Source organism: Pseudomonas sp. NFACC42-2, from assembly GCF_900116055.1.
In the GTDB taxonomy this organism is placed as follows: Bacteria; Pseudomonadota; Gammaproteobacteria; order Pseudomonadales; family Pseudomonadaceae; genus Aquipseudomonas; species Aquipseudomonas marginalis.
This window is the reverse complement of record NZ_FOZO01000007.1, coordinates 72,565-99,520: the sequence shown is the minus strand read 5'-3', so window position 1 is coordinate 99,520 and position 26,956 is coordinate 72,565. Positions and strand designations below refer to the sequence as shown.

Genomic DNA, 26,956 nt, shown 5'->3' with positions numbered 1-26,956 from the left:
CCACATGTGTTCTGTGTGGTGTCAGAAGCTATTGCTTCCAGGCCCCTGGGTTCACCAGATTCTTGGGTTTTTCACCCGCCAACGCCTGCAACAGATTGTCCACCGCACACTTGGCCATCGCCTCCCGCGTCTCATGGGTCGCCGAGCCGATATGCGGCGTCGCCACCACGTTGTTCAGACGCAGCAACGGTGAGCCGTGATCGAGCGGTTCCTTTTCGAACACATCCAACCCCGCCGCTCGAATGGTGCGTTGCTGCAAGGCCTCCACCAGCGCGGCCTCGTCCACCACTTTGCCCCGCGAGATATTGATAAAGATCGTCTGCGGGCCCATCAGCGCAAACTGCTCGGCGCCGATCAGCTTCTCGGTTTCAGCCGTGAGCGGCAGGGTCAGGCAGACAAAATCGGCTTGTTGCAGCAAATCGTTAAGGCTGCGGTACTGCGCACCAAAGCGCTGTTCCACCGCGGGTTTGGGCGAATGGCTGTGGTAGAGCACCGGCATGCCAAAACCGAAATGCCCGCGCTGGGCCAAGGCTTCGCCGATGCGGCCCATGCCGATGATGCCCAGGGTCTTGCCATGCACGTCGCTGCCGAAGTGTGACGGGCCGATATTCTTGTTCCACTGGCCGGCACGCACCATGTCGGCCAGCTCGACCACACGGCGGGCGGTGGCCAGGATCAGCGCGAAGCCGGTGTCGGCGGTGGTTTCGGTGAGCACGTCCGGGGTGTTGCTGAGCAGGATGCCGCGCCGGGTCAGGTAGTCGATAGCGTAGTTGTCGACCCCCACGGACACGCTGGCCACGGCTTCCAGTTGCGGCGCGAGGTCGAGCAACCCGGCATCCAGGCGCAGGCTGGCACCCAGCAGGCCGTGGGCGGTGGGCAGTGCATCGCGCAGCTTGGCCAGGCCGGTCTCGTCCAGTGCGTCTATCAGGGTGACGTCGCACTGTTCATGCAGGCGCGCCATCAACGGTGCGGAGAGCTTCTTGTACAGAACCACAGACTTTTTCATGGGGTTTTCACCTTCAATTCGAGGGTCGAGATGGGCGCGCGCTCACGGTCACTGGCGCCGGGCTTGAGGAAAATCGTCAGCACCACCGACAGCATCAGCGCGCCGCTCATCAGCAGGTACGAGGCGCCGGGCGAGCCGGTGCTGCTATTGAGGTAACCCACCAGGTACGAGCCGCCGAACGAGCCGAGGGCGCCCATGCTGTTGATCAGCGCCATGGCGCCACCGGCGACGTTGGCGGGGAGGATTTCCGGGACGATGGCAAAAAACGGCCCGTACGGCGCATACATGCAGGCTCCGGCAATCACCAGCAGGGTGTAGGACCACCAGAAATGTTCGGCGCCCAGGGCGTAGGAAGCGTAGAACGCGATGGAGGCAACCAGCAGCGGCGGCCATACGAAGCGCTTGCGCTTTTGCAGTTTGTCCGAGCCCCACGACACCGCCAGCATGGCGATCACGGCAGCGAGATAGGGCAGGGCCGAGAGCCAGCCGGCTTCGACCATGTCCATCTGCAGGCCTTTCTTGAGGATTGACGGCAGCCACAAGACGAAGCCGTACACGCCGATGCTCCAGCAGAAAAACTGCAGCGCCAGGATGATCACCTTGGGCGAACGGAACGCTTCGGCGTAATTCTTCACCGCCTTGATACCGACCTGTTCGGCGGCCAGCGCGCTTTCCAGGTCTTTTTTGTGCTGTTCGCTCAGCCACTTGGCGTCTGCGGGTTTTTCATCCGCCAGTTTCCACCAGATAAACGCCCACAGCACCGCCGGCAGGCCTTCGATGATAAACATCCAGCGCCAGCTGAAATGCTGCACCAGGTAGCCGGACACCACCGACATCCACAGCATGGTCACCGGGTTGCCGAGGATCAGGAAGGTATTGGCCCGCGAGCGTTCGGCACGGGTGAACCAGTGGCACAGGTACACCAGCATGGCCGGCATCACGGCGGCCTCGACCACGCCGAGCATGAAGCGAATGACGATCAGCATGTAGGCGTTGGACACCACGCCGGTCAGGGTGGCCAACCCGCCCCAGAGGATCAGGCTGACGAAAATCAGCTTCTTGACGCTGCGCTTTTGCGCATAGATGGCGCCTGGCACCTGGAAGAAGAAGTAGCCAAGGAAAAACAGTGCCCCCAGCAATGACGACATGCCGGGGGTGATCATCAGGTCCTCGGCCATCCCGGAGGCGGCGGCAAAGCCGTAGTTGGCGCGGTCCAGGTACGCCAGGCTGTAGGTGATAAAGACGATGGGCATGATGTACCACCAACGACGGGTGGCGAGTTTCACGGTGTCCATAAGGTTGCTCCTGAGCTTGTTGTAGTTGTGGCAACAGGGTGTGGGTCAAGCGACGGATCGGGTGGGTAATTCGGAGCGGGTGGGCAAGCCTTCCATATCGCCGCGGCTTTGCACGGCGCGGCTGCCGATCCAGTTGCCGCGTTGCACCGCCTCGGGGAAGCTGAGGTTTTCCAGCAGGGCGCTGATCATGCCCACGGCAAAGCCATCGCCGGCGCCAACGGTGTCCACCACCTTGTCCACGGGCACGGCAGCGACGAACCCCTGGTCCAGCTGGGTGCGGAAGTAGGCGCCGTCCGGGCCGAGCTTGATCGCCACGGCTTCGGCGCCCTGGTCGAGGTAGAACGCGGCAATATCCGCCGGGTCGTCGAAACCGGTGAGCAGACGGCCTTCGCCCAGGCCCGGCAAGACCCAGTCGGCGAGGCTGGCGAGGGCGTTGATTTCGTCGATCATCTGTTCCTGGCTGGCCCACAGCGAGGGGCGCAGGTTCGGGTCGAACGACACGCTGCGCCCGGCTTTGCGCATCTGGGTCATCAACTCGCGGGACAGCTCGCGGGTGGCCTCGGACAAGGCCGGCGGAATACCGGTGGCATGCAGATGGCGGGCCTGCAGCAGCGCAGGGCTGATGGCGGCCACGGACAACTGACTGGCGGCCGAGCCCTTGCGGAAGTACTCCACCTGCGGGTCATCGCCGGCTTCTTCGCGGGACTTGAGCTGAAAACCGGTGGGGTGCAGCGGATCGACCGCCACATGCCGGCAATCCAGGCCTTCTTTTTTCAGCGTGTCGACCACAAAGCGCCCGAGGGAATCATCGCCCACCCGGCTCAGCCAGGCGACGTTGAAACCCAGGCGCGACAGGCCGATGGCGACATTACTGTCGGCGCCGGCAATGCGTTTGTGAAACTGCGCCACCTGGGCCAGGTCGCCGGTCTGCTCGGCGACAAACATCGCCATGGTTTCGCCAAACGAGAGGATATCGATCTCAGACATGGGCATTCTCCCCACGGGGTTGGCCAAGGAGGGCGAGGGCAGCCACCTGTTGCGCGGTGACGTCGACCAGGTCATCGCCCTGCAACGGGAATTCCACCGCCCGTGTAATGCCTTGAGTCATGTGCTTGAGCAGTTGTTCCCACAGATGCAGGTCGGTGGCGCCGGGCGGCAGCGCTACCAGCTTGCCGTCTGCGCGGCGCGCCACGGCCTTGCAGTGCAGGTAGTCGACGTGCCGGCCCAGCAGGCGTGCGGCGGTCAACGCGGATTGGTCCTGCCACTGCCAGTTGCCGATATCGAAGGTCATCTTCACCGGCAGGCCCAGGCGCTCGACTTCAGTGAAGAAGCGCTGCATCGGCTCAATGCGCCCGCCGTGCAGGGTCTGGTCGTTTTCCACCAAGAGCTTGACCGGGTGGCGGGCGAGCAGGGCGTGCAGGCTTTCCAGGTCGTTGGTGTCGGTGAAATACCCGAGGGAGACTTTCAGCCAGCGCGCACCAAAGGCCTGGGCACGGTCGAGGGTGGCGTTCAGTTCGGCATTCGGCTGGGCGCGGCCGGCGACCCACAATTCAAGGGGCGATGAGAACACGCACTCCAGGCCCTGTGCGGCGGCGGCCTGGGCCAATTCGGCGGGTTGCTCAACGGTCAGCAGTTCTTCGCGCCATTCGATGCGCTGGGCACCGGCGGCGGCCAGCAGCTCGACAAAACTCAATTGGCCTTGCTGGCGGACCAGGTCGGCGCCGTAGCTGGAAAGGCTGATGGAAACGGGGTATTTGTGCATTGTTGTTTACCTCTGAAACCGGTTTCATTTTTTCACGTTATAAAAGGTTGAATCGACTCTGCTACGTGTAAGGAGGCTGGGTCGAACCTCGAATGATCAACTGGGGCAAAAAGTCCAGGGTGCGGTTCGGTTCGGTGTCACCGCGCAGGCGCTTGAGCAGGCAGTCGAACGCACTGGCGCCAATCGCTTCGGTGGGTTGGGCGAGGGCGGTGATGCCGTTGCCCACCAGCGGGTACCAGTCCAGGTCATCCAGGGCGATCAGCCCCACGTCGTCGAACAGATTGCAGTCCAGCGCCTTGAGCGCACGGGTACAGGCCAGTGTGGCAACGCCGTTGGCACAGAACACCGCCTTGGGGCCGGATTTGGCAAGAAAGGCTTGCAGGCGTTGTTCCAGCCCGTCATCGAGCGCCAGCACCGCGCCGGTCAGCGCCGGGCGCCGGGCGATTTCGCCCTTGAAGCTGTCCAGGCGTTCCTGCCGTGAACTGGTGCCATCGCAGGCTTCGCTCACCAGCAATACATCGCGGTAACCCTGCTGTTCCAGGTGTTCCACCGCCATGCGCACCGCCGCCGGGTTATCCAGCCCCACCAGGTCGCTGTGCAGCGGCTCGACCTTGCGGTCCACCAGCACCAGGGGCATTTCCCGTTGCAGTTCCAGCAATTGGTCGAGGTGATGGCCGAGGGTGTTCACGATCAGCCCTTCGATGTTGTACGAGCGCAGCGCCGCCAAATGCTGGCGCTCCTGCTCGTCATCGCGGTCGGTGTTGCACACCACCAGGCTGTAGCCATGCCGGCGGCAGGCGGTTTCGACGCCGTGCATCACGGCAATGGAGTAGGGGTTGCGGATATCGGCCACCAGCATGCCGATCAGGCGCGTGCGGCCACGTTTCAATCCGCGGGCCATCTGGTTGGGGCGGTAGCCGAGCTGTTCGATGGCGTGTTCGATGCGCAGGGCGATGGCATCGGAGAGCAGGGCGCGGTCGTCGCCGATAAAGCGCGACACACTGGCCTTGGAGACGCCGGCGTGCTGGGCGACGTCGAGCATGGTGACGCGGGTGCGCTGGGCGGCGGAAAAAGGAGTCACGGTCGCGGGCCTTTCTTATTGGATGAGTCGGTTCCAGCCGTGGTTTGGCAGGCTGAAACCGGTTTCAGAAGACATCAACTCGCTCATTTCGTCAAGCGTCTCATGCCCTCGGTATCGCTGGATATCCGACAAGTGGCGATACCCACCTGTTAGTTCTGACAGTATTCCACGCCAGGCATTGAGCGTTTAATGAGTGCCAGACGCGCCGTGGCGGTGTGCGACATGGGTATGACGGGAGGCTCCGATGAGTGCTGATAAAACCCCCGGAAGTAGGCGGCTGCATAACGGCATTTTGCGTTTGGCCGATATTCGGGTGCCCATTCTGGACGATGTTGTCCCTCCGATCGTGGAGGGGTATATCCCTCACCAATATCTCGACAGCGACCTGGAAGTGGTGATCCCGGAACTGTGGGACGATGCTGCGCAAGCCGGTGAGTTCAATATTGTCGAAATCGTTTGGTCGCGCAGTGGCGGTGAGGGTGTCCCGCCGTTCAGGGAGCGGTGGGATGGCCCGATTACCAAGGAGTTCCCTTTTTCGATCAGTGTGCCGCGAGACTATCTGGAGAACGACGGCACAGTCCGCTTGGCTTATCGGATCACTGATGAAGGCGGTCTACCGACTACGTCGGAGTTCCGGACCCTGGTGCTTGATCGGAGCCCACCCAACAATAACGTTACCCCTCCGTCCCCGGCTTTTCCGGTGGGGTTGATTGATGAAGGCTATCTGGCCACGCATCCGACCGTTGACCTGGTAGTGCCGCCCTACAACGGTCGTCGATCCTGGGACAGGATCTATTACTGGATTACGGACCAAAACCCGCCACCGGACGCTGCGCCGAGTGGCTATGTAGAGTTTCCCTTCGAAGACACGCCCCTTGTCCTCCCTGTGCCTGGGGATTTGTTTCGCCTGTACCCCAACGGTACTCAGTACGTTCATATCCGGCTTCAAGACCGCTCCGGCAACCGCGGCCCCAGGTCTGAGCAGTCGCCTGTGGAAGTCCAGTTGTCGGCGGTTCCGTCTGATCTGCAGCCCCTTGTCATTCCTGCGATGGCGAGCGGCCTGATCAATCGGCATGACGCTCGGATCGGCGTAGTCGCCAAGGTGCAATACGACAATTGGCAAGCCGGTGACCGGGTCACAGTCCGATGGGGGAAAACCGTGCTTACCCGCGAGCCGGTCTCCGAGTTGCCTTTCGATGTCGTCATCCCGTGGCCCAGGTTGATAGAGGATGGCCTGGGACTCGCAGAAGGCGTGGCCACTTACACCATTACCCGGTCCGGTAGCGACACGCCCACCCCGCCCAGCCCGCCGGCATTGATCCGCTGGGACTTCCGAGTCGCGGGGCAGGACCATCTCGATGCCCCCGCACTGCTCAACCTTAACCTGCCCAGGGTAACGGTATGGGGTGAAGGCTCCATGACTGAAAACCACATTGATAGTCGTGACGAGGGCAAGCGCGTGTATGCCAGTGTCCCGCTGTATCACCACCCGCGCACCGGCGAAGTATTGGAATTGTATTGGGGGGACTTTCCCAACATGGATAACCCGATTGCGCGTTATGTCGTCGATACCGATAAGGGTGATGCAGAGGGCGTGCGCGTGGAGTTCAGTGATATTCCGTGGGAAGTTATTGTCGGTGCCGGCAATGAGGAAAAGATGCAGGTGTACTACACGACATTTAATGGCGTTAATGAACAGCTTTCCAACTTTACTGAAGTCAATGTCGATGTAGTGCCTCCCTTGGTCTTTCAGCGTGTCGAGTACCCCAGCGCCAATGACAACATGTTTATTAACTGTGGCTCCAGCCCGGCGATGTGGGATCACATTCCCATTCGGATTCTTCCTGAGGGCGCCTTCAGGAAAGATGATGATCTTGTGGTGAAATGGCAGGGCTATGAAGAGTTTGGAGGGGGTGGCAAGGTCATTACTTCGACTGCGGACACCCTGACGCACCGCTTGACCGCGGAGCAGGCTGAACAGGGATATACGTTCGAACAGTCCAACTATGAAGAAAAAATCAAACCGATCAGGTCACCGGACCCCAACAGTCCGGGGAGCTCGGTGTCCGTCATGTATACCTTGTGGCGTAAGAAAAGAATCATAGGCTCGTCAAGAATACGCTACGCGAAGATTGATCAGAAGTATTCGGGGGGGAGTTACTGTGGTCCGGACGGAGAGGATTCGGCGGGCAAGTAGTGTAGGGCACTTTAAAGTGATGGCTGATATAAATTGCGGCGTTTGGTGGTGGCGATGAAGCAGCTGTGCGACTTGATGAGTGTCATGTGAGGCAATGGTTTATCCGGCTGTAAGAGTGACTTCAAGTGCAAAAGGAGAATACAGATGACAACGTTAAGTAAAAAGCAGAAGGCTGCCATTCAATCGCGCGAGGTTAATAAAGAACTCTTGTCCCGGCGTAGAGCAGGGGGCTTGGCGCTGCCTCTGCCTACCTTTGACTCCCTGAATGAAAACGGGTTGATTTTGGAGATCAATGCGAGAAAACCGCTTCCTGTAACGTTTGATATTTCAGAGTTGGCGGAGGAAGAAGATCTTGATCCGGCAACCACCCGACTCGACATACATATGCGCGGCAAAGGCTCCACGAATTGGGGGGCGGCGATGTATAGCGTGCAGTTTCGAACCCCCACATTCCCTGATCGCCAGCCTATTGACGAACCCTTTATCCGGGACATGCCTGTCTCCCGGTTGACGGAAGGGCAGCATGAGATCGGCTACATCCTTTATGAAGGCGCATCCCCCACGCCGCTGATGGTGGGGGCGCCCTTGGAGGTCGACCGAACCGAGCCTCTACGCCCCAACTATCCGCCTGCGCCCAGTTTTCCGGGCTATTTGACAGATGAAATCACTGAGCAACATATTGAAGACAACCCGGACGGTATGGTGTGCACCTTTCCGGATGCTCCGGGTGGTGCCGAGTTGGGCGTTAGCATCGCCGTGTATTTTTCTTCCGACTTCTCTTCACAATTGTCTGAGCCGATTGACACCTATCCCATAACCGCCGCGTTGAGTTTTACCGTGCCGTGGGCGTTGATTATCGGCAACCGCGCGGGACTCAACTACCTGTTTTACCAATTGATCGATCTCGCCGGCAACATCAGCAAAGACTCATCCCCTGCGCGCGTTAAGTTGAATCTGACCCCTGAACCAGAGCCCTTGGAAGCGTATGTACCTTTGGCGCTTCTGCCTGATGATGGCCTGCTTGATTTGCAGGACCTTTATGAGCCGACCGGGGTTTACGTCGCTATTCCCGAATATGCCAACAATCTGCCGATGATCGATGTAATCGAACTGACGCTCGGTAGCCAGCCGCCACAGCGTTTCGCGGTTAATTTTTATCTGCCCTTTCCGTTAATGCTTCCCGTCAGCAGGACCGCGCTTCTGGCCCATTACGGTACGAACACAGGTGAACTGGATACCTCGATTGATTATTTTATCGACCGTAACGGCAGTCCATTCGATGCGCCTACCCATGACATCAAAATTGATTTTTCCGCGCCAGGTCCCACGCCTGGAACCGACCCGGAGAATCCGCTGCTCAATCCCGTGCTGGTCTACGGCTCTGATCCAGACGCGGAAAACCAGCTGACCGAAGATGACTTCGAGAAGGCAGCTACGGTTGAAATCGTACTGTGGGACACGCCTATCCCGGCGCCAGGCACGGTGCTGAGGGGGTATTGGGGCAGTTCTGAATATGCATTCGGCGTTGTGCCGATCACGACCGAAGGCCCGGGGGATACGGTTTCAATGAGCGCACCCTGGTCGATAATTCGTGCTGTCGGTAACGGTATAGTCAACGTCTTCTACACGCTGGAGTGGGCGACCAACGACAACATCCAGCGCTCTGCGCCACAGCCGGTGGTTGTCAATGCCAATAAGGTCGTACTGGAGCAGGCAACCTTTTCCAAGGCGACGACATTCTGGTCGTGTACCGATCTCCATCGCACGACGTTTGCGGGCACTGTCAGGGTTCCCGGAAATATGACTTACTTCAGGGAGTTTATGGTGATCCGCTGTGAGGTGCGGGTGTTCAGCGATATCACCGGCGATAACCAGCTGGGCGAGACCACGACGATCCACTCGCCGCCATTGACGCCAGACATGGTGGCCAACGGATTCACTATAACTGTCCCCTATGCTGTCATACGGCCGGCGGTCCGGAACTCGGCGGACTTTCACTACTTCGTTCCCATCCCCGGAGAGGGAGATCAACCCTCCGTGAGAGCGTGGACCCGCACTCGGTTCACGGACTTGAATGGCGTGTTCTGCGAAAATCAACCCCCTACCACCCAAGAGGATGGCGTGGCCTAAAAAGTCTACGGGGGGTGTTTGCGCACCCCTCGGTTCCAATATCCCAGTGCACACGCTCATGGGGCAAGCATTCATTCATACAGATAGATTGGGATTAGTCCTACATATGCAGGTAATTCCAATCTGTAGTTTTGCGGCCTTAAGTGGCCTGGCTCCAACCCTCTGGAAATAGGCCGAACCGTTCCGTCGCGGAATGTCTGTTGAATGAGTGGTGTGTTGTGAATATCAATTCGTTTTTTAAGTTAAAACCGTTAGTTGCAATGATGCAGGTGCCGTCTGTTGTAACGTTATTGTTTCTGGCACCTGGGGCCCATGCCAGGCTCATCGAGAATGGCACTGAAACCATTGACCATGACGCCTATATCGATACGTTTGAGCTGCAAAATGCCACGCTCAACGTAATAGACGGACGGACACTGGACGTTTATGCCAATGCTTCGAGCCTGAATGTCAGCCAGAACAGCTTGATCATGGGCACTGTCGTCGCCCAGGGCGGCTCGAATGTGAATGTAGGTGCCAGTCGCGTCACCGCTTCCGGCGCGTTCCAGACCGGCATCACTTTGCTCAGCAGCGCAGCACAGATCAACGACAGTGTGATTTCCAGTGCTGACTACCACGGGATGGTGGTCGGCAAATTTACCACCTCAACCCAGGCGTCCACGGCAACCGCAAACGGCAGTGTCATTGTGGGCGCAACCGGTGGTGCCGCCGTTACCGGCGGTAGCCTGCTGGAAACCGTGAATAGCCAGGTAATCGGTACCGACGCGGACAGTTTCGGGTTGAGCCTGCAGAGCGCCACGGCGCGTGCCTATCAAAGCAACATCACTGGTGGGCGCAACGGTGTGGAAATGTCTTATGACCGATATGCGCCGGGGGCCAATACGCTGCTTCTGGACCAAACCCATGTGACGGGCGTCACCGGTGCTGCGCTGCTGGTACAGGATGCCAGGGGCCGGGGCGCCGTGGCAGATATTGTGGTACGCAATGGCTCGACCCTTACCGGCGGCAATGGCCATTTGCTGGAAGTAAAAGGCAACTCCACGGCGAACATGAGGGTCGAGAACAGCCGGCTTCAAGGTGATGTCATTGTCGAGTCCGGCAGCCAGGCTCATCTCAAGCTTAATGATCGGGCCTCATTGATCGGCCGCATGGAGAATGTTTCATCCTTGGAAGTAGGTGATGAGTCCCTGTGGATCATGACCGGCCATAGTCAGGTCGGCGATCTGAGACTGGCCGACGGCGTGGTCAAGTTCGGCGACGATGACGCTTTTTATCGGTTGGACCTGGAGCGCCTGTCGGGCCAGGGCACCTTTGCGATGGGCACTGATTTTGCCCGGGGCCTGACTGACTTTTTGAATATCAGCGGTGAGGCCACCGGTCATCATGGCCTGTTGCTCGCCAGTAGCGGTGCAGAGCCCGTCAATCCTGGCGCGGTGCATATCGTCCATACCGGTGGCGGTGACGCGCAGTTCGAGTTGCTGGGCGGGGCGGTGGACGTTGGGGCCTGGTCTTATGGACTCAAGCAGGAAGGCAACGATTGGTTCCTCGACCCGAACAATCGTACCGTCAGCCCAGGTACCCGCTCGGTACTGGCGTTGTTCAATACTGCGCCGACCGTGTGGTATGGCGAAATGACCTCCCTGCGCAGCCGCATGGGAGACCTTCGCTATAGCGGTGTCGAAGCCGGCGGTTGGCTGCGTGCCTACGGCAATAAGTACGAAATCAGCGGTGGGGACGGCGGAGCCTACGATCAAAACCAGCGCGGTTTCTCTCTGGGTGCCGATACACCGGTAGGCGACGGGCAATGGTTGCTGGGGGTGATGGCCGGTCACAGCACGTCCGACCTGGATCTCAGCCGGGGCACCTCGGGTAAGGTGCAGAGTTACTATGCGGGCCTGTATGCCACCTGGCTGGATGAAGAGAGCGGGTATTACTTGGATGGAGTGGTCAAGGCCAACCGCCTGAACAACAATGCCAAGGTCGGTTTGAGTGACGGCAAGCAAACCAAAGGTAACTACAGCACCAATGCGCTGGGTGCGTCCGTGGAGGTCGGTCGTCATATCAAACTCGACGATGACTTCTTTGTCGAACCGTTCGCCCAGGCCTCCGTGGTGACGGTACAAGGCAAGAGTTATCGCCTGGACAATGGCCTGAAAGCCAAGAACGATCACACCGACTCGGTACTGGGTAAGTTGGGCGTAACGGTGGGGCGTGACTTCGTACTGGACGATGGCAGCGTGCTTCAGCCGTACTTGCGCGCCGGCGTGGCCCATGAATTTGTCAAGAACAACAAAGTCATGGTCAACAACCAGTCATTCGACAATAACCTCTCAGGTTCCCGCATCGAAGTGGGGGCGGGGTTCTCGGTCTCGTTGTCCCAGAACCTGCAGGTGCATGCCGACTTCGACTACGGCCAGGGCAAACATGTGGATCAACCGTGGGGGGCGAATGTCGGCGTGCGCTATAACTGGTAATCCGACAGTGGCGGTACGCTTTAAACAGGTTTAACAAAACGCCCCGGATCCGGGGCGTTTTGTCATGACTCATCTGACGTATTTTTTGTGTTGAACAGGATTTGCATATTTATTTCGTTGCCGTGGATATCCAGGAGGTCAACGTCGAGTGCGCCGTTGACAGTACTGTCGTTTGGGTCGTGAAAAAACTCGATGGTACCCTGGTGTGCCTCATAAGCCGGGACGGGCGTGTCGTTGACGGTCAAGAGAATCACCGAGTATCGAGAGGGGAATTCGGTGTCTGGAATTGAATAACGACCGGACGGCAAGTCTACGCTGTGGTATTTGAAGATCACCCTTTGTCTCGATGTTTCACCCGGTGGGATTTTCATGGCGCCTTCAGTCAGCCAAAAGCTGTTTTTCCATTCATGCTCAATAAAGTCTGCCTTGAAAGGCTTATCGCCGATCACGCCTTGAAAATATTGCTTAGTCGTTTCTTGGGATTTAGCTTTTCGTACGGTTGCAGTGGTCATGATTGAGTTCTCCTGCGATGGGTTGTACCCGTGTGTGTGATGAGCGCGCTAATTGGGTGTGTTTGCTGAGGCGGTGGATAATTTCAGGGACAGGTTGTCGACCACGAGGAAGGTCTGGCCCAGAATCCGTAGCGTGAACTCCGGTATTCCTTCCGGAATGGTCAACGAGTCAGTGTAAGTGTCCCAGGCACCGTCGCCGCGAAGTTCTATTTGCTGAACGTTGTCCGGGGCGAACTCGAATATCGCGAATCCATGACCGCCTGTGGGGGTCATTGCGTCAATGGAAAAGTCGTAGGTTTGTCCTGGCGTGACGCTAATCACCTGCTCAATGAATCCACCCAGGTTTGCCTGGCACCTGTTGTCATGAAAGGTGACGCTTGAGCCGACAGGCACCGTGACTGTCCAGCCCGTGCGGTTTTCGGCGAAATCACCATTGCGGATCAGTTCGATGGGGATGACGGTGCCTTCATCTTCCACCAGCCTGACGTTATCGAACCACACATCCCCGGCGTCACCGATCAGTTGTACGGTGATACCGGTCGTGCCTGCGGGGGTGTTGAATGTGATCGTTCGGTGGGTCCAGCCGTGGTTCCCCGTCAGCCCGATGGATTCACTTGTATCCGACGGTCGAAATGTCAGCCGGGCAGAACCTGCACCCTCATAGGTAATCAACGTATAGGCACTGAAGGTGTAGGAGGTGCCGCCGGAAGCAGGCACTTCCTGTTCCGCGCGTCCCGTGGCAGTGATGATGCAGTGTTGACGTGAAAAATCCACCCGGCCCGGAGCGGTGGCCGTGGCGGTCCAGGAGGTCCCGTGCCTGGAGAAGGCGCCATTTAGAACCAGATTATTGATCATCGGTTGTTCTGACATGAATCAACCCCCGCGCCCTTCAAATGGGTTGCTGTGGTGTGCGACTCAATTCAGCGCCATCTGCGCCGAACGCACAACTGTCAGAACTAACAGGTTCCCCGTGCCATTCGTCGGTTGTCTACGCCGGGTGCCACATCCCCAACCAGGCAGACGCCAGCAATAGGATCGCCATGCATCGATTGAAGCGTTGCATGGCCTTGGCCGACCCCACTAAACGGGCGGAGCCTGCGCCCAGCAAAGCCCACATCCCAAGACACGGCAGGGAAACCGCAAAAAACACCAGGGACAAGGCCAACACCCGCGCCTCACGCCCATCTCCCTGCCCGGCAAACACACTGACCACCGCCAACGCCATCATCCACGTCTTCGGATTGACCAGTTGCAGGCTGGCCGCACCGAGCAGGCCCAGGCGTTTCTGTGGGGCATCGGTGTCAATGGCCTGGGCCGGCGCGCTGAATATCTGCCAGGCGAGGTAACTCAACCAGGCGATACCGATCCATTGCATGGCGGTTTGCACTTGCGGCAGATGGACCAGTGATTCGCCGATGCCTGAACCGACCGCCAGCACGATCCCCGCCGCACCGGCGCACGCCCCGAGGATGATCGGCACGGCTGCCCGCAGGCCATGCCGCGCGCTGTTGCTGAGTACGAGGATATTGGTGGGCCCGGGGGTGATGGAGGCAACGAAGGCAAATAACAGGAAGGGCAGGAAGGTGGATGGCATACAGGCGGACTCCAATGAACAGATCAGGGCTGTCCATCTTCACAAGCCTGTGGCTTACCTGTCTGGAAGGTTTGAGCAGCGCTTGCGGTAGGCCGCCGGTGTCAGTCCATAGGCGCGCACGAACCAGCGGCCCAGGTGACTTTGATCGGCAAAACCCAGGGCCATCGCCACGTCGGCCGGTTGCTCGCCCCTGGCCAATGCGTGCCGGGCGCGGGCCAGGCGCAATTGCACCAGGTAAGCGTGGGGCGGTAAACCAAAGGCGCTCTTGAACGCACGGGTCAGGCGAAAGCGGTCGACGCCACAGGCCAGGGCCAGTTCGTCCATGCCGATATCGTGATGCAGGTGGGCGTGCAGGTATTCCCGGGCCTTGTGCGCCACCTGCGGCAGGCGTGGGTCTTCGCGGTAACGGTTGCGCCAATACAGTTGGCCGGTGAGGCGCTCCAGCAATTGGTCCATGGCACGCTGGCGCACGATGCGCAGTTCGCCGCCGTGCAGCGTCTGGAAGGCCTGGCTGGTGACCAGGGCCAGGCGCGGGTCGCTGGTCAAGGTGCTGGTAAACCCCAGTTGACTGTTGAGGGGCGCCTCTTCGAACACCGCACTCACTTCTCGCGCCAGCCACTGCGGGTCGAGGTACAGCATGTGGTAGGTAAAGCCGTCCGGCGTGGGCGCGTCGCCGTCATGCAATTCACCGGGCTCCACCAGGAACACCTGGCCGGGCACGCTGTTGTGGCGGGCGCGGCGGCAGTTGAACTGCTGTACGCCTTGTTCGGTGACGCCGACCAGGTAGCTGTCATGCCAGTGCGGGTCATAGGCGTGGCCCTCGAAATGCGCGCGCAGGGTCTCGATGCCGGTGTCGGCGTCCTGGGACAGATCGATCCAATTATGCGCAGCCATGAAACACCGGGACGGAATGTGTAAGGGGTATTAGCGCCCAACGGCACCAGGGCGTCTAGAAGGTTTGTGCAGCCTAGCCGAACAGCCCGGCGGCGATGTTGATCGAGAACCCCAGGATCGCCGTATTGAACAGAAAGCCGATCAGCGACTGCCCCAGCACCACCTTGCGCATGCCGCGGGTGGCGACGCCGACGTCAGAGGTTTGCACCGCCACGCCGATGGTGAAGGAGAAATACAGGAAGTCCCAGTAGTTCGGTGTCAACAGCCCTTCGGCAAACCGCAACGCCGGTTCCTTGCCATTCCAGGTGTAATACAGGCGGGCGTAATGCACGCTGAAAATCACCCCGATCAACAGCCATGAACCGATCACCGTCAGCCCGGTAAACCCGTAGTGCAACAGGCGCTCGGAAGTGGCCAGGTCTTTGCTGCCCACCAGTTCGAAGGTGATGGTGGCCAGGCTCGCGATGGCGGCGATGCACACGGTGAACAGCACCAGCCCGGCGTTTTCGTCCTCGATTTCAGCGATGCGCTTTACATCGTCGGCCTTGGCACGGCTGGTCAGCCACAGCATCAGCACCAGGTAGGTCCAGACCCCGGCGTTCCAGCCGATCAGGATTTTGCTGGCGAGGGTGTCGGCCGGCGCCAGGATGCCGACGGCAAGGCCCAGCACAGCGGCGGCGGAGAGGCGAGGGTGGGTACGGGCTAGAAAGGGCATGGCAGCTCACAGATGGTTACCTGTGAGCACCTTAGCGCATTTTTGTTGTGGCAAGCGGGCTTGCCACCGTTACAGTGTCCCCCAAAAAGCCTTAGCGCTTTTTGCGTACCAGCTTCATGACCACCACAAAGAACACCGGCACAAACACCACCGCCAGGGTCGCGGTGATCATCCCGCCGATTACCCCGGTACCAATCGCCTGCTGGCTCGCCGAACTGGCACCGGTTGCAATCGCCAAGGGCACCACGCCGAGGATAAACGCCAGCGAGGTCATGATGATCGGGCGCAACCGGAGCCGCGCGGCTTTCAGGGTGGCGTCGATCAGGTCTTCGCCCTGGTCATACAGGTCCTTGGCGAACTCGATGATCAGGATCGCGTTCTTCGCCGACAAACCTATGATAGTGATCAGGCCGACCTTGAAAAACACATCGTTGGGCATGCCCCGCAAAGTCACCGCCAGCACCGCGCCGAGCACGCCCAACGGCACCACCAGCAGCACCGACGTCGGGATCGACCAGCTTTCATACAGCGCCGCCAGGCACAGGAACACGATCAGCAGCGACAGCCCCAACAGTAGGGGCGCCTGTGAGCCGGACAAACGTTCCTGCAGCGACAACCCGGTCCACTCCTGGCCCAGGCCTGCCGGCAGTTGGCTGACCAGGCGCTGGATTTCCTCCATCGCCTCGCCGGTGCTGTGGCCGGGTGCGGCCTCGCCGGAAATGGCGATGGCAGGGTAGCCGTTATAGCGCGTCAGTTGCGCCGGGCCCTGGGTCCATTTGGCGACGACAAACGCCGACAGCGGCACCATCGCGCCCGCCTTGTTGCGCACGTGGATCTTCATCAAATCCGCCACCTGGCTGCGCTGGTCGCCTTCGGCCTGTACCACCACGCGCTGCATGCGGCCCTGGTTGGGGAAGTCGTTGACATAGGCTGAACCGATGGCCGAAGACAGCACATTGCCCACATCCGCAAACGAGACGCCCAGCGCGTTGGCCTGCTTGCGGTCGACTTCCAGCTGCACTTGCGGCGCCTCGGCCAGGGCGCTTTCGCGCACGTTGGCCAGGATCGGGCTTTTTCCGGCGGCGTCGAGCAATTCGGTACGTGCCGCCATCAACGCCGCATGGCCAACACCGCCACGGTCCTGCAGGCGGAACTCGAAACCGCTGGAGGTGCCCAGGCCGTCCACCGGGGGCGGCAGGATCGCATAGGCAATCGCGTCCTTGAGTTCGCTGAAGGCCATGTTGGCGCGGTCGGCAATCGAGGCGGCAGAGTCATCGCTGCTGCGTTGCGACCAATCCTTGAGCGTGGTAAATGCCAGCGCCGCGTTTTGCCCGGAACCGGAGAAGCTGAAACCCATGATCATGGTGGTGTCGCCCACCCCAGGCTCGCCGGCGTTGTGCGCCTCGATCTGTTCGGCCACCTGCACCGTGCGGTTCTTGCTCGCACCCGGCGGCAGCTGGATGTCGGTGATGGTGTAGCCCTGGTCTTCCACCGGCAGGAACGAGGAGGGCAGGCGGCTGAACATCAGCCCCAGGCCCACCAGCAGCACCAGGTAGATCAGCAGGTAACGGCCGCTGCGCTTGAGCGCATAGGCGACCCAACCTTCGTAGCGGTCGCTGAGTTGCTCGAAGCGCTTGTTGAACCAGCCGAAGAACCCGCCCTTGGCATGGTGCTCGCCCTTGGCAATCGGCTTGAGCAGGGTGGCGCACAGGGCTGGGGTCAGGGTCAGGGCGAGGAAGGCCGAGAACAGGATCGAGGTGGCCATCGACAGCGAGAACTGTTGGTAGATCACCCCCACCGAGCCGGCCATGAACGCCATCGGCAGGAACACCGCGACCAGCACCAGGGTAATGCCGACGATGGCGCCCGTAATCTGCCCCATGGCTTTCTTCGTCGCGTCCTTGGGCGACAGCCCCTCGGTGACCATGATCCGCTCGACGTTCTCCACCACCACAATTGCATCGTCCACCAGGATGCCGATGGCCAGCACCATGCCGAACATGGTCAGCACGTTGATCGAGAAGCCCAGCAACAGCATGGTGGCGAAGGTGCCCATCAGCGCGATCGGCACCACCAGCGTCGGGATCAGGGTGTAGCGCACGTTCTGCAGGAACAGGAACATCACCGCGAACACCAGGGCCATGGCTTCGAGCAGGGTATAGACCACCTTGGTGATCGAGACCTTGACGAACGGCGAGGTGTCGTACGGGATCTTGTATTCCACGTTGGCCGGGAAATAGCGCGACAGTTCGTCCATCTTCGCCCGCACCAGGGTCGCGGTGTTCAGTGCATTGGCCCCCGGTGCCAGTTGCACGCTGACGGCGGTGGACGGCTTGCCGTTCAGGCGCGTGGAGAACTGGTATTCCTGACTGCCCACTTCTACCCGCGCCACATCGCCGATGCGCACGGTGGAGCCGTCCGGGTTGGCCTTGAGCACGATATCGGCGAATTCCGCCGGCGTGGACAGCTGGCCCTTGACCAGGATCGCGGCGGTGATTTCCTGGGTCCTGGTACCCGGCAAGTCACCGATACTGCCGGCCGAAACCTGGGCGTTCTGTGCGCTGATCGCCGCATTCACGTCGGCCGGCGTGAGGTTGAAGCCGATCAGTTTCTGCGGGTCGATCCAGATGCGCATGGCGCGTTCGGCACCGTACAACTGGGCTTTGCCGACCCCGTCCAGGCGCTTGAGCTCGTTCATCACGTTGCGCGCCAGGTAATCGCTGAGCGCCACGTCGTCGAGCTTGCCGTCGTTGGAGGTGAGGGTCACCAGCAGCAGGAAGCCGGCGGAAACTTTCTCCACCTGCAAACCCTGCTGGGTCACGGCCTGGGGCAGGCGCGGCTCCACCGCCTTGAGGCGGTTTTGCACATCGACCTGGGCCATTTCCGGGTTGGTGCCGGGCTGGAACGTGGCGGTAATCGTCGCCGAGCCGAGGCTGCTCTGGGATTCGAAATACAGCAGGTGATCGGCGCCGTTGAGCTCCTGCTCGATCAGGCTGACCACGCTTTCATCCAGGGTTTGGGCCGAGGCGCCTGGGTACACCGCGTAGATTTCCACCTTCGGCGGCGCGACGTTGGGGTACTGGGCCACCGGCAACTGCGGGATGGCCAGCAAGCCGGCCAGCAGGATAAACAGGGCGACCACCCAGGCGAAGATCGGGCGGTCAATAAAGAACTGCGGCATTGTCAAAGATCCTTATTGGCCGGAAGCCTGGGCAACGGGTGTGGGGCTGTCATCGACCTCGACTTTTTCACCGGGGCGCGCGTGCTGCAGGCCTTCGACGACGATACGGTCGCCGGGCTTGAGGCCATGGCTGACCACCCAGCGGTCGTCGATCACCGCACCCAGTTCCACCGGCTGCTGGCTGACGGTCTGCTCGGCGTCGAGCAGCAGCACCATGGGGATGCCGGCGCTGTCGCGGGTGATGGCGCGTTGCGGCACGCTGATACCTTGTTTGTCGACGGCTTGCTCCAGGCGTACCCGCACGAAGCTGCCGGGCAGCAGGTCGAGGTCCGGATTGGGGAACTCGCTGCGCAGGATGATCTGCCCGGTGCCCGGGTCGACGCTGATCTCGGCGAACAACAACTTGCCCGGCAACGGGTAGAGGCTGCCATCGTCCTGGATCAACGTGGCCTTGGCCTGGTCCTGGCCGACCTGCTTCAAGCTGCCGGCACGGAAGGCGCGGCGCAGGTCGTTGAGCTCGCGTGTGGACTGGGTGAGGTCGGCGTGGATCGGGTCCAGTTGCTGGATGATTGCCAGGGGCGTGGCTTCGTTCTGGCCTACCAGTGCCCCTTCGGTCACCAGGGCGCGGCCGATGCGGCCGGAAATCGGCGCGGTCACGGTGGCGTAGCCCAGGTTCAACCTGGCGCGCTCGACGGCGGCCTTGTTGGCGGCGACTTCGGCGTTGGTCTGGCGCAGGTTGGCGCGGGCGTTGTCGTAGTCCTGGCCGCTGATGGCGTTGCCTTCCACCAATTGGCTGTAGCGCTGCTCCTGCAGGCGCGCCTGGAACGCATTGGCCTCGGCCTTGCTCAGGTTGGCCTGGGCGCTGTCCAGGTCAGCCTTGAACGGTGCCGGGTCGATGCGAAACAACACGTCGCCCTGTTTGACGTCATGGCCTTCCTTGAAGACCCGTTGCATCACCACACCAGCGACCCGTGCGCGCACTTCGGCGATGCGCGGCGCGGCGATGCGTCCGCTCAATTCGCTGGTGATGGAGAGGGGCTTGGCCTCAAGGGTTTCGATGCGCACTTTGGCCAGGGGCATTTCTGGCGCTTCGTCGGCGGATTTGTCACAGGCACTTAGGGCCAGCGTCAGGGCCAACAGGCAAAATGGCGCAAACAGATTCTTCGACATGCTCTTATCCCAATATTGACTGGCGCATCCTAAAGGCACCTGCGCCGTGGTGCTGTGAAGCTGTGTAGGTCGTCTGTGAAGAAATGTAAGGTGCGGCGCGCGGGGCGCCGAGGGCGTATATCCTTGCACAATCCTGCAACACACCAACAAACCGCATTATTTGGAAACACCATGCCCAACATCCTCCTGGTGGAAGACGACGCCGCACTCTCCGAGCTGATTGCCAGCTACCTGGAACGCAACGGCTACCACGTCAGTGTGCTCAGCCGTGGCGACCACGTCCGTGAGCGCGCGCGCCTCAACCCCCCGGACCTGGTGATCCTCGACCTGATGCTGCCCGGCCTCGACGGCCTGCAAGTGTGCCGCCTGCTGCGCGCCGACTCGGCGGGCCTGCCGATCCTGATGCTCACCGCCCGCGACGACAGCCACGACCAGGTGCTGGGCCTGGAAATGGGCGCCGACGACTATGTGACCAAACCCTGCGAGCCGCGTGTACTGCTGGCGCGGGTGCGCACCTTGCTGCGGCGCAGCAGCCTGTCCGAGCCCCAGGTGGCCAATGACCAGATACTGATGGGCAACCTGTGCATCGACCTGTCGGAGCGCACGGTGACCTGGCGCGAACAGGCGGTGGAGTTGTCCAGCGGCGAATACAACCTGCTGGTGGTGCTGGCCCGGCATGCTGGCGAAGTGCTCAGCCGCGACCAGATCCTGCAACGCCTGCGCGGTATCGAGTTCAACGGCACCGACCGCTCGGTGGACGTGGCCATTTCCAAGCTGCGGCGCAAGTTCGACGACCACGCCGGTGAAGCGCGCAAGATCAAGACCGTATGGGGCAAAGGCTACCTGTTCAGCCGTTCCGAGTGGGAATGCTGACCGATGTTTCGTGTACTGCTACGCCTCTACCTGATCACCATCATCACCTACAGCGCGGCGATCTTCCTGATTCCCAAGCTGGTGATCCAACTGTTCGAGCACCGTTACCTGGACTACAACGTCGAGCAGTCCCGGGGCATGCAGAAGCTGATCGTCAAGCAGTACCTGCGTGCGCCGGTGGAGCGCTGGTCCCAGGTGACCGAGCAACTGGGACGTGACTTCGCGCCCCTCAAAGTGCAATTGCTGTTGCGCCAGGACGCCAGCTACACCACGCAGGAAGCCAAACTGCTGGAGCAGGGCAGCCCCGTGATTCACCTGGGGGAGTTTGGCTGGATGGAGGACATCAGCTCGCCGCTCAACGAGCAGTTCGTGGTCAAGCTGACCATTCCGCCAGACCCGCTGGACATGAACCTGTTGTACTGGTCGATGAACGTGCTGATCGGTGCGGCGTTGCTGGCCTGCCTGCTGTTCTGGCTGCGTCCGCACTGGCGCGATCTCGAACGCCTGAAAAGCACCGCCACGCAACTGGGCAGGGGCAACCTGGCCGAGCGCACACACATCCCGGCCAGCTCCAACATCGGCAGCCTGGCGGCGGTGTTCGATACCATGGCCGACGACATCGAACACCTGCTCAACCAACAGCGCGACCTGCTCAACGCGGTCTCCCACGAACTGCGCACGCCCCTTACGCGCCTGGATTTCGGCCTGGCCCTGGCGCTGTCGGAAGACTTGCCGGAAGCCAGTCGCGAGCGCTTGCATGGCCTGGTTGCGCATATTCGCGAGCTGGATGAATTGGTGCTGGAGTTGCTGTCCTACAGTCGCCTGCAAAACCCGACGCAATTGCCCGAGCGTGTGGAGGTGGTGCTCGATGAATTTATCGACAGCGTGTTGGGCAGCGTCGATGACGAGCTGGAAAACCCCGAGATCGTCATCGATGTGGCACTCGACTGCGCTGTGGAACGCTTCAGCCTCGACCCGCGCCTCACCGCCCGTGCCTTGCAGAACCTGCTGCGCAATGCCACGCGTTACTGCGACAAGCGCATTCAGGTGGGCGTCAAGGTCTGCGCCAAAGGTTGTGAGATCTGGGTGGATGACGATGGCATCGGCATTCCGCTGGACCAGCGCGAGCGTATCTTCGAACCCTTTTACCGTCTCGACCGCAGCCGCGATCGCTCCACCGGTGGCTTTGGCCTGGGCCTGGCCATCAGCCGGCGAGCCCTCGAGGCCCAAGGCGGCACCCTGACCGCACTGGCCTCGCCGTTGGGCGGCGCACGGTTCCGGGTGTGGTTGCCCACGGCTGCGGATTAGAAAATCTCCCGGGGAAGGCGCACACTGTGCCCCCGCTTTACCCGAGGAGAGATTGGCAATGACTGGTGTCCACGCGTCTGCTCAACAAGGTTTCTCTACCCAGGCCGCCACCTACGCCCAGGGCCGGCCGAATTATCCCAGGCAACTCACGGGCTGGCTCACGGATGTACTCGGCGTCGATGGGCACTCACGGGTGATCGACCTGGGCGCCGGCACCGGCAAGTTCACGCGCCTGCTCAGCACCCTGGCACCGACGTTGATCGCCGTCGAACCGGTGCAGGCCATGGGCGCGCAGTTGACCCGGCTGTTGCCGGACGTGCGCCTGGTCAACGGCACCGCCGAAGCCATCCCCCTGGAAACCGCCAGCGCCGACGCGGTGGTCTGCGCGCAAGCCTTTCACTGGTTCTCCACCCAGGCCGCGCTGGCGGAAATCCACCGCGTGCTCAAGCCCGAAGGGCGCCTCGGGCTGGTGTGGAATGTGCGCGATGAGTCGGTGGACTGGGTGGCGGCGATCACTGCGATCATTACGCCCTATGAGGGTGACACCCCGCGTTTTCACTCCGGACGCTGGCGTGAAGCCTTCGACGGCAAGTACTTTTCCGACCCCGAAATGACCTGTTTCCCCTATAGCCACGTCGGCAGCCCCCAGGAAGTGATCATGGATCGCTTCCTCTCCGTGAGCTTTATTGCTGCGTTGCCCGAGGCTGAAAAAGCCCTTGTGAGCGAGCAGTTGCGTGGCTTGATCGCCAGCCATCCGGCCCTGAAGGGCCGCGACACGGTGGCGTTTCCTTATCAGACCCAGGCGTATGTCTGTCGTCGACTGCCATAAAAGGCATAAAGTCAGATCATATTGATATAAGTCGTTATAAGAAAAATCGCTATCCTGCGGCCAGAAATTTATAAGGCCGCGGGTAGCGTTGATGGAAGTGGGTAACTTTGGTTTTGTAATTGCTGGCCTGATCGTTGGTTTTATCGTCGGCATGACCGGTGTAGGCGGGGGCTCGCTGATGACCCCAATCCTGTTGTGGTTCGGCATCAACCCGGCCACGGCCGTAGGCACTGACCTGCTGTACGCGGCCATCACCAAATCCGGTGGCGTGCTGGTCCACAGCAAGAACAAGAACATCGACTGGACCATCACCGGCTGGCTCACCCTGGGCAGCGTGCCTGCGGTGTTGCTGACCCTGTGGTTCCTCGCCAGCCTGCACACCGACCCCAGCGCCATGAACGCAGTGATCAAGCAGGCCCTCGGCGTGGTGCTGCTGCTCACCGCCCTGGCGATCCTGTTCAAGCAACGCCTGCTGGCGTTCGCCCAGCGCCATGCGGGCGATCACTACCATATGAACCCGCGCAACCTGAATGCCCTGACCGTGGTGACCGGGGCGGTGCTGGGGACCATGGTAGCGCTCACCTCCATCGGCGCCGGCGCCCTTGGCACGGTCGCGTTGTTTATCCTCTATCCGTTCCTGGCCACGCGCCGCCTGGTCGGCACCGAGATCGCCCACGCCGTGCCCCTGACCCTGGTGGCGGGCCTGGGCCATGCCGGCATGGGCAATATGGACTGGCACCTGCTGGGCTTTCTGTTGATGGGGTCGCTGCCGGGCATTTACTTCGGCAGCCACATGACCGGCAAAGTCCCGGACGGCGTATTGCGCCCGTGCCTGGCGATCATGTTGATGACCATCGGCTACAAATTGGCCTTTTGAACCCGCCCAGCCTCAGGCTTTCGCCGGGCCATTGCCGATCTGCCACACAAACGGCGGCTCGGTGCCATTGATCACCCAGTCCCCCACGATCCGCGCCTTGTAGATCACCGGGTTGTGCGACGACACGGTCCGCGCATTGCGCCAATGGCGGTCGAGGGACTTGCCCTGGCGCACATCCGACGCCCCCAGCGCGTTGAACAACTCACTGGTGGCGCGCTGGATCAGCTCCGACACCACCACTTGCGCGGTGGCTGACTCGATTTCGGCCGCGACGTTGGCTTCGCGCTCGGCAACTTCATCCCCACCGAAGCGCGCCAGGTACGCCCGCTGCGCCGGCACGGCGGCTTTAAGCGCGCTGGCTTCGGCGGCGTAGACCAACGCGGCGACTTCGCCCACCACCTGCTGGATCTGGGCATCCTGGCTGACGTGCTGGGCATTGCCATGGCTGTAGATGCGCTTGCGGCTGCGCACCTGGTGGGCCACATCGCGCAATGCGGCACGGCCGATACCGGCGAGGCTGGCCAGCAGGACAAGTTGGTAGAACGCGGTCTGGTATTTGAAGCGGGTCGCAAAGTCGATGACGTTTTCCGCCTCCACCACCGCATCGGTAAAGCGCGAGGTGCCGCTGCCGGTGGTGCGCTGGCCAAAGCCATCCCAGTCATCGCTGTGTTCCACGCCGGGTTGGCGCGCGCGGGTGGCGGCGATCACATCGCCGCCGGTGTCGCTGCGCTGGGCGTACACGTCGATCCAGTCGGAGAAAATACTGCCGGTGCTGTAGAACTTTTCACCGTTGAGTTTCCACCGATCGCCGTCCGGGCTGACCTTGGTGACAACGTCGCCGATGGCCACGGTGCCGATTTCGGTCCAGGCGCAGCCGACGATGTCGCCGTCGACAAAGCGCTTGAACCACAGGTCGCGGCCGGCACTGGGCGGCGCATTCAGGCGGTCTTCGGCAAAGGCGAAATGCCCGCGCAGGGCCTGGGGCACGTTGGAGTCGGCCTCGGCCAGTTCGATCAGCAGTTCGAACAACTGCGGCAGCGAAGCACCGCCACCGCCATATTCCACCGGCACCCGCACCGCGCCGAAGCCGGCCTCCTTGAGCCACTGGATCGGCTCATGGGGCAGGGCGCGGGTTTGTTCGCGTTCCACCGCGCCAGCGGCGATGCGCTGGAAAATCGGACGAAAGCGCGCCGCCAGCGTGGGGTAGTCGACGCCGACAGACAGCGGGTTGATAACGTGGTGTTCGGTCATGAGCAAGGCTCCGGGGCAGTGATCGGTGCTGGGAGTGATTGCACACTCCGTGCCGGGTGCCAGGCCCAATGTTTACGGGGGATGCACGCTGTTTACTGTTGCTCCAGCAACAGCAAACCGACAAAGCGTTGCAATCCCTGACATTGGCATTCCAAGCTTCCCAGCCCCGAATTCGTGTCGCAACCCTTGTGGCATGGGCGTTTGCCCGCGCCTGGCACGCTTGCTGCTCAACCCCTCAGTACATTCCTTAGTGCGAGGTACCGTTCGATGAGTCAGCAAGCCGTGAAATTTGCCTATTGGGTGCCCAACGTCAGCGGTGGGCTTGTGGTCAGCAAGATCGAACAACGCACCCACTGGGGCATCGACTACAACCGCAAACTGGCGCAACTGGCCGAGGAAGCCGGCTTCGAATACGGCCTGACCCAGATCCGCTTCACCGCCGGCTACGGCGCCGAGAACCAGCATGAGTCCGTGGCGTTCAGCCATGCCTTGCTGGCCGCGACCACCAAACTCAAGGTCATCGCCGCGATCCTGCCCGGCCCGTGGCAGCCGGCGCTGGCGGCCAAGCAACTGGCGACCATCGACCAGCTCACCAATGGCCGCATTGCGGTGAACATCGTCAGTGGCTGGTTCAAGGGCGAGTTCCAGGCCATCGGCGAACACTGGCTGGAGCACGACGAGCGCTATCGCCGTTCCGAGGAGTTTATCCGCGCCCTCAAAGGCATCTGGACCCAGGACGACTTTACCTTCAAGGGCGACTTCTACCGTTTCAACAACTACACCCTCAAGCCCAAGCCCCTGGGCCAGCCGGAAGTGTTCCAGGGCGGCAGCTCGCGGGCCGCGCGGGACATGGCGGCGCGTGTGTCGGACTGGTATTTCACCAACGGCAACACCCCGGAAGGCATCAAGGCCCAGGTCGATGACATTCGCGCCAAGGCCGCCGCGAACAACCATTCGGTCAAGGTCGGTGTGAATGCGTTCATCATCGCCCGCGACACCGAGGAAGAAGCCCGCGCCGTGCTCGCGGAGATCATCGACAAGGCCGACCCGGAAGCCGTGAATGCCTTTGGCGACGCCGCCAGGCAGGCAGGCAAGGCATCACCCGAAGGCGAGGGCAACTGGGCCAAGTCCAGCTTTGAAGACCTGGTGCAGTACAACGATGGCTTCAAGACCAACCTGATCGGCACCCCGCAGCAGATTGCCGAGCGCATCGTCGCACTCAAGGCAGTGGGCGTGGATCTGGTGCTGGCGGGCTTCCTGCACTTCCAGGAAGAAGTGGAGTACTTCGGCAAACGCGTGTTGCCGCTGGTGCGCGAGCTGGAAGCCAAGGCCGGGATCAGGCAGGTGGCCTGACCAGGGTTTTTTCCAGGCGCAGGGCCGGGGTGTGGTCTGCGTAGTAGCCGTTGACCACGGCGAAGCGCCGGTAGCCCTTGCGTTCATACAGAGCCAGGGCGCCGGGGTTGTCGGTGCGCACCTCCAGGCGCAGGTGGGTGCAACCGTGCGTCACCGCGCAGGCCTCGGCATGGCTGAGCAACTGCTTGCCCAGCCCGAGGCCGCGTGCGTGCTCGGCAATGGCGATGGAATACAGGCGCGCGAACACGCTGCCACGACGAAACAGCACCAGCGCATAACCGAGCAACTGCCCATCCTGTTCCGCCACCCGCAATTGGCCGTGGGCGCGGCTGATCATCCAGTGAAAACTGCGCGATGAGAGCCGGTCGCTGCTGAAACACTGGTGTTCCAATGCGACTAATGCCGATATATCACCGGGTACTGCAACGCGAGAGAAAAGAGCCATATAACCGCC

Annotated in this window: 21 protein-coding genes and 1 pseudogene; 8 read left to right on the top strand and 14 right to left on the bottom strand. The window is 61.1% G+C overall.

All coding sequences use genetic code 11. The features are described 5' to 3' along the window. Window positions 1–28 precede the first annotated feature (28 nt). From BM416_RS15490 to BM416_RS15470, 5 genes are all read right to left on the bottom strand, one after another. A complete protein-coding gene (locus BM416_RS15490) occupies window positions 29–1,006 on the bottom strand; it encodes a 2-hydroxyacid dehydrogenase (RefSeq protein WP_092488629.1) in 978 nt (325 codons plus the stop codon). Beyond that, complete coding sequence (locus BM416_RS15485) at window positions 1,003–2,301, bottom strand: MFS transporter (protein ID WP_065927874.1); 1,299 nt, start codon at window positions 2,299–2,301, stop codon at window positions 1,003–1,005. The genes BM416_RS15490 and BM416_RS15485 overlap by 4 nt, the downstream gene beginning before the upstream one ends. A gap of 45 nt (window positions 2,302–2,346) precedes the next feature. Then, on the bottom strand, window positions 2,347–3,288 hold the full coding sequence (locus BM416_RS15480; protein WP_092488628.1) for a sugar kinase: 942 nt from the start codon (window positions 3,286–3,288) through the stop codon (window positions 2,347–2,349). Beyond that, window positions 3,281–4,063, bottom strand: coding sequence for a sugar phosphate isomerase/epimerase family protein (locus BM416_RS15475; RefSeq protein ID WP_092488627.1), 783 nt, complete (start codon window positions 4,061–4,063; stop codon window positions 3,281–3,283). Before BM416_RS15475 ends, BM416_RS15480 begins: the two co-directional genes overlap by 8 nt. A 61-nt stretch (window positions 4,064–4,124) precedes the next feature. Continuing rightward, on the bottom strand, window positions 4,125–5,144 hold the full coding sequence (locus BM416_RS15470) for a LacI family DNA-binding transcriptional regulator (RefSeq protein WP_092488626.1): 1,020 nt from the start codon (window positions 5,142–5,144) through the stop codon (window positions 4,125–4,127). A 244-nt stretch (window positions 5,145–5,388) separates the two neighbouring features. On the opposite strand from BM416_RS15470, the gene BM416_RS15465 reads away from it, so the two are divergent. The 3 genes from BM416_RS15465 to BM416_RS15455 all read left to right on the top strand — a co-directional run bounded on the left by BM416_RS15465 (window position 5,389) and on the right by BM416_RS15455 (window position 11,945). Further along, window positions 5,389–7,341 carry a hypothetical protein gene (locus BM416_RS15465; RefSeq protein ID WP_092488625.1) on the top strand — a complete coding sequence of 651 codons (1,953 nt, stop codon included), beginning with the start codon at window positions 5,389–5,391 and terminating at the stop codon, window positions 7,339–7,341. Between the two features lie 144 nt (window positions 7,342–7,485). Beyond that, the gene (locus tag BM416_RS15460; protein WP_092488624.1) at window positions 7,486–9,471 is read left to right on the top strand and encodes a hypothetical protein; all 1,986 of its coding nucleotides are present in this window, start codon (window positions 7,486–7,488) and stop codon (window positions 9,469–9,471) included. A 263-nt stretch (window positions 9,472–9,734) separates the two neighbouring features. Next, on the top strand, window positions 9,735–11,945 hold the full coding sequence (locus tag BM416_RS15455) for an autotransporter outer membrane beta-barrel domain-containing protein (RefSeq protein ID WP_092488719.1): 2,211 nt from the start codon (window positions 9,735–9,737) through the stop codon (window positions 11,943–11,945). Window positions 11,946–12,007: 62 nt separating this feature from the next. Here BM416_RS15455 and BM416_RS15450 read toward each other — a convergent pair whose 3' ends face one another. The 7 genes from BM416_RS15450 to BM416_RS15420 form a co-directional block, all read right to left on the bottom strand. Then, a complete protein-coding gene (locus BM416_RS15450; RefSeq protein ID WP_092488623.1) occupies window positions 12,008–12,457 on the bottom strand; it encodes a hypothetical protein in 450 nt (149 codons plus the stop codon). Window positions 12,458–12,505: 48 nt separating this feature from the next. Then, window positions 12,506–13,327: a hypothetical protein gene (locus tag BM416_RS15445; protein ID WP_139237750.1), complete on the bottom strand. Its 822-nt coding sequence runs from the start codon at window positions 13,325–13,327 to the stop codon at window positions 12,506–12,508. A gap of 118 nt (window positions 13,328–13,445) precedes the next feature. Beyond that, the gene (locus BM416_RS15440; protein WP_092488621.1) at window positions 13,446–14,051 is read right to left on the bottom strand and encodes a LysE family translocator; all 606 of its coding nucleotides are present in this window, start codon (window positions 14,049–14,051) and stop codon (window positions 13,446–13,448) included. A gap of 54 nt (window positions 14,052–14,105) precedes the next feature. Further along, complete coding sequence (locus BM416_RS15435; protein WP_092488620.1) at window positions 14,106–14,945, bottom strand: AraC family transcriptional regulator; 840 nt, start codon at window positions 14,943–14,945, stop codon at window positions 14,106–14,108. A 73-nt stretch (window positions 14,946–15,018) separates the two neighbouring features. Then, on the bottom strand, window positions 15,019–15,660 hold the full coding sequence (locus BM416_RS15430) for a DUF1345 domain-containing protein (RefSeq protein ID WP_092488619.1): 642 nt from the start codon (window positions 15,658–15,660) through the stop codon (window positions 15,019–15,021). 91 nt (window positions 15,661–15,751) lie between these two features. After that, on the bottom strand, window positions 15,752–18,841 hold the full coding sequence (locus tag BM416_RS15425) for an efflux RND transporter permease subunit (protein WP_092488618.1): 3,090 nt from the start codon (window positions 18,839–18,841) through the stop codon (window positions 15,752–15,754). A 12-nt stretch (window positions 18,842–18,853) separates the two neighbouring features. Beyond that, a complete protein-coding gene (locus BM416_RS15420) occupies window positions 18,854–20,011 on the bottom strand; it encodes an efflux RND transporter periplasmic adaptor subunit (protein WP_092488617.1) in 1,158 nt (385 codons plus the stop codon). A gap of 171 nt (window positions 20,012–20,182) precedes the next feature. On the opposite strand from BM416_RS15420, the gene BM416_RS15415 reads away from it, so the two are divergent. The 4 genes from BM416_RS15415 to BM416_RS15400 all read left to right on the top strand — a co-directional run bounded on the left by BM416_RS15415 (window position 20,183) and on the right by BM416_RS15400 (window position 23,898). Continuing rightward, the gene (locus BM416_RS15415; RefSeq protein WP_065906561.1) at window positions 20,183–20,884 is read left to right on the top strand and encodes a response regulator; all 702 of its coding nucleotides are present in this window, start codon (window positions 20,183–20,185) and stop codon (window positions 20,882–20,884) included. A 3-nt stretch (window positions 20,885–20,887) separates the two neighbouring features. Next, window positions 20,888–22,192, top strand: a complete 1,305-nt coding sequence (locus BM416_RS15410; RefSeq protein ID WP_092488616.1) for an ATP-binding protein — start codon at window positions 20,888–20,890, stop codon at window positions 22,190–22,192. Between the two features lie 58 nt (window positions 22,193–22,250). Then, a complete protein-coding gene (locus tag BM416_RS15405; protein ID WP_065941258.1) occupies window positions 22,251–23,021 on the top strand; it encodes a class I SAM-dependent methyltransferase in 771 nt (256 codons plus the stop codon). A 91-nt stretch (window positions 23,022–23,112) separates the two neighbouring features. Continuing rightward, window positions 23,113–23,898, top strand: a complete 786-nt coding sequence (locus tag BM416_RS15400; protein ID WP_027606416.1) for a sulfite exporter TauE/SafE family protein — start codon at window positions 23,113–23,115, stop codon at window positions 23,896–23,898. 12 nt (window positions 23,899–23,910) lie between these two features. Here the strand turns inward: BM416_RS15400 and BM416_RS15395 are convergent, their stop codons facing one another. Beyond that, window positions 23,911–25,149, bottom strand: a complete 1,239-nt coding sequence (locus BM416_RS15395; protein WP_065941259.1) for an acyl-CoA dehydrogenase family protein — start codon at window positions 25,147–25,149, stop codon at window positions 23,911–23,913. 267 nt (window positions 25,150–25,416) lie between these two features. Here BM416_RS15395 and sfnG point away from each other — a divergent pair, with 267 nt between their 5' ends. Continuing rightward, window positions 25,417–26,502 carry a dimethylsulfone monooxygenase SfnG gene (gene sfnG, locus BM416_RS15390; RefSeq protein ID WP_092488615.1) on the top strand — a complete coding sequence of 362 codons (1,086 nt, stop codon included), beginning with the start codon at window positions 25,417–25,419 and terminating at the stop codon, window positions 26,500–26,502. On the opposite strand, the pseudogene BM416_RS15385 reads toward sfnG, so the two are convergent. Beyond that, window positions 26,498–26,947, bottom strand: a pseudogene (locus tag BM416_RS15385) (GNAT family N-acetyltransferase); the annotation flags it as partial. The gene sfnG and the pseudogene BM416_RS15385 sit on opposite strands and share 5 nt — an antisense overlap. Between the last annotated feature and the right edge of the window lie 9 nt (window positions 26,948–26,956).

Excerpts from the sequence above, each read along its gene's own strand:
- BM416_RS15445 (WP_139237750.1), bottom strand. The coding sequence starts at position 13,327 with ATGTCAGAACAACCGATGATCAATAATCTGGTTCTAAATGGCGCCTTC.
- BM416_RS15490 (WP_092488629.1), bottom strand. The coding sequence starts at position 1,006 with ATGAAAAAGTCTGTGGTTCTGTACAAGAAGCTCTCCGCACCGTTGATG.
- BM416_RS15460 (WP_092488624.1), top strand. The coding sequence starts at position 7,486 with ATGACAACGTTAAGTAAAAAGCAGAAGGCTGCCATTCAATCGCGCGAG.
- BM416_RS15430 (WP_092488619.1), bottom strand. The coding sequence starts at position 15,660 with ATGCCCTTTCTAGCCCGTACCCACCCTCGCCTCTCCGCCGCCGCTGTG.
- BM416_RS15485 (WP_065927874.1), bottom strand. The coding sequence starts at position 2,301 with ATGGACACCGTGAAACTCGCCACCCGTCGTTGGTGGTACATCATGCCC.
- BM416_RS15475 (WP_092488627.1), bottom strand. The coding sequence starts at position 4,063 with ATGCACAAATACCCCGTTTCCATCAGCCTTTCCAGCTACGGCGCCGAC.
- BM416_RS15410 (WP_092488616.1), top strand. The coding sequence starts at position 20,888 with ATGTTTCGTGTACTGCTACGCCTCTACCTGATCACCATCATCACCTAC.
- BM416_RS15480 (WP_092488628.1), bottom strand. The coding sequence starts at position 3,288 with ATGTCTGAGATCGATATCCTCTCGTTTGGCGAAACCATGGCGATGTTT.
- BM416_RS15435 (WP_092488620.1), bottom strand. The coding sequence starts at position 14,945 with ATGGCTGCGCATAATTGGATCGATCTGTCCCAGGACGCCGACACCGGC.
- BM416_RS15420 (WP_092488617.1), bottom strand. The coding sequence starts at position 20,011 with ATGTCGAAGAATCTGTTTGCGCCATTTTGCCTGTTGGCCCTGACGCTG.
- BM416_RS15440 (WP_092488621.1), bottom strand. The coding sequence starts at position 14,051 with ATGCCATCCACCTTCCTGCCCTTCCTGTTATTTGCCTTCGTTGCCTCC.
- BM416_RS15465 (WP_092488625.1), top strand. The coding sequence starts at position 5,389 with ATGAGTGCTGATAAAACCCCCGGAAGTAGGCGGCTGCATAACGGCATT.
- BM416_RS15425 (WP_092488618.1), bottom strand. The coding sequence starts at position 18,841 with ATGCCGCAGTTCTTTATTGACCGCCCGATCTTCGCCTGGGTGGTCGCC.
- BM416_RS15400 (WP_027606416.1), top strand. The coding sequence starts at position 23,113 with ATGGAAGTGGGTAACTTTGGTTTTGTAATTGCTGGCCTGATCGTTGGT.
- BM416_RS15450 (WP_092488623.1), bottom strand. The coding sequence starts at position 12,457 with ATGACCACTGCAACCGTACGAAAAGCTAAATCCCAAGAAACGACTAAG.
- BM416_RS15455 (WP_092488719.1), top strand. The coding sequence starts at position 9,735 with ATGCAGGTGCCGTCTGTTGTAACGTTATTGTTTCTGGCACCTGGGGCC.
- BM416_RS15395 (WP_065941259.1), bottom strand. The coding sequence starts at position 25,149 with ATGACCGAACACCACGTTATCAACCCGCTGTCTGTCGGCGTCGACTAC.
- BM416_RS15415 (WP_065906561.1), top strand. The coding sequence starts at position 20,183 with ATGCCCAACATCCTCCTGGTGGAAGACGACGCCGCACTCTCCGAGCTG.
- BM416_RS15405 (WP_065941258.1), top strand. The coding sequence starts at position 22,251 with ATGACTGGTGTCCACGCGTCTGCTCAACAAGGTTTCTCTACCCAGGCC.
- sfnG (WP_092488615.1), top strand. The coding sequence starts at position 25,417 with ATGAGTCAGCAAGCCGTGAAATTTGCCTATTGGGTGCCCAACGTCAGC.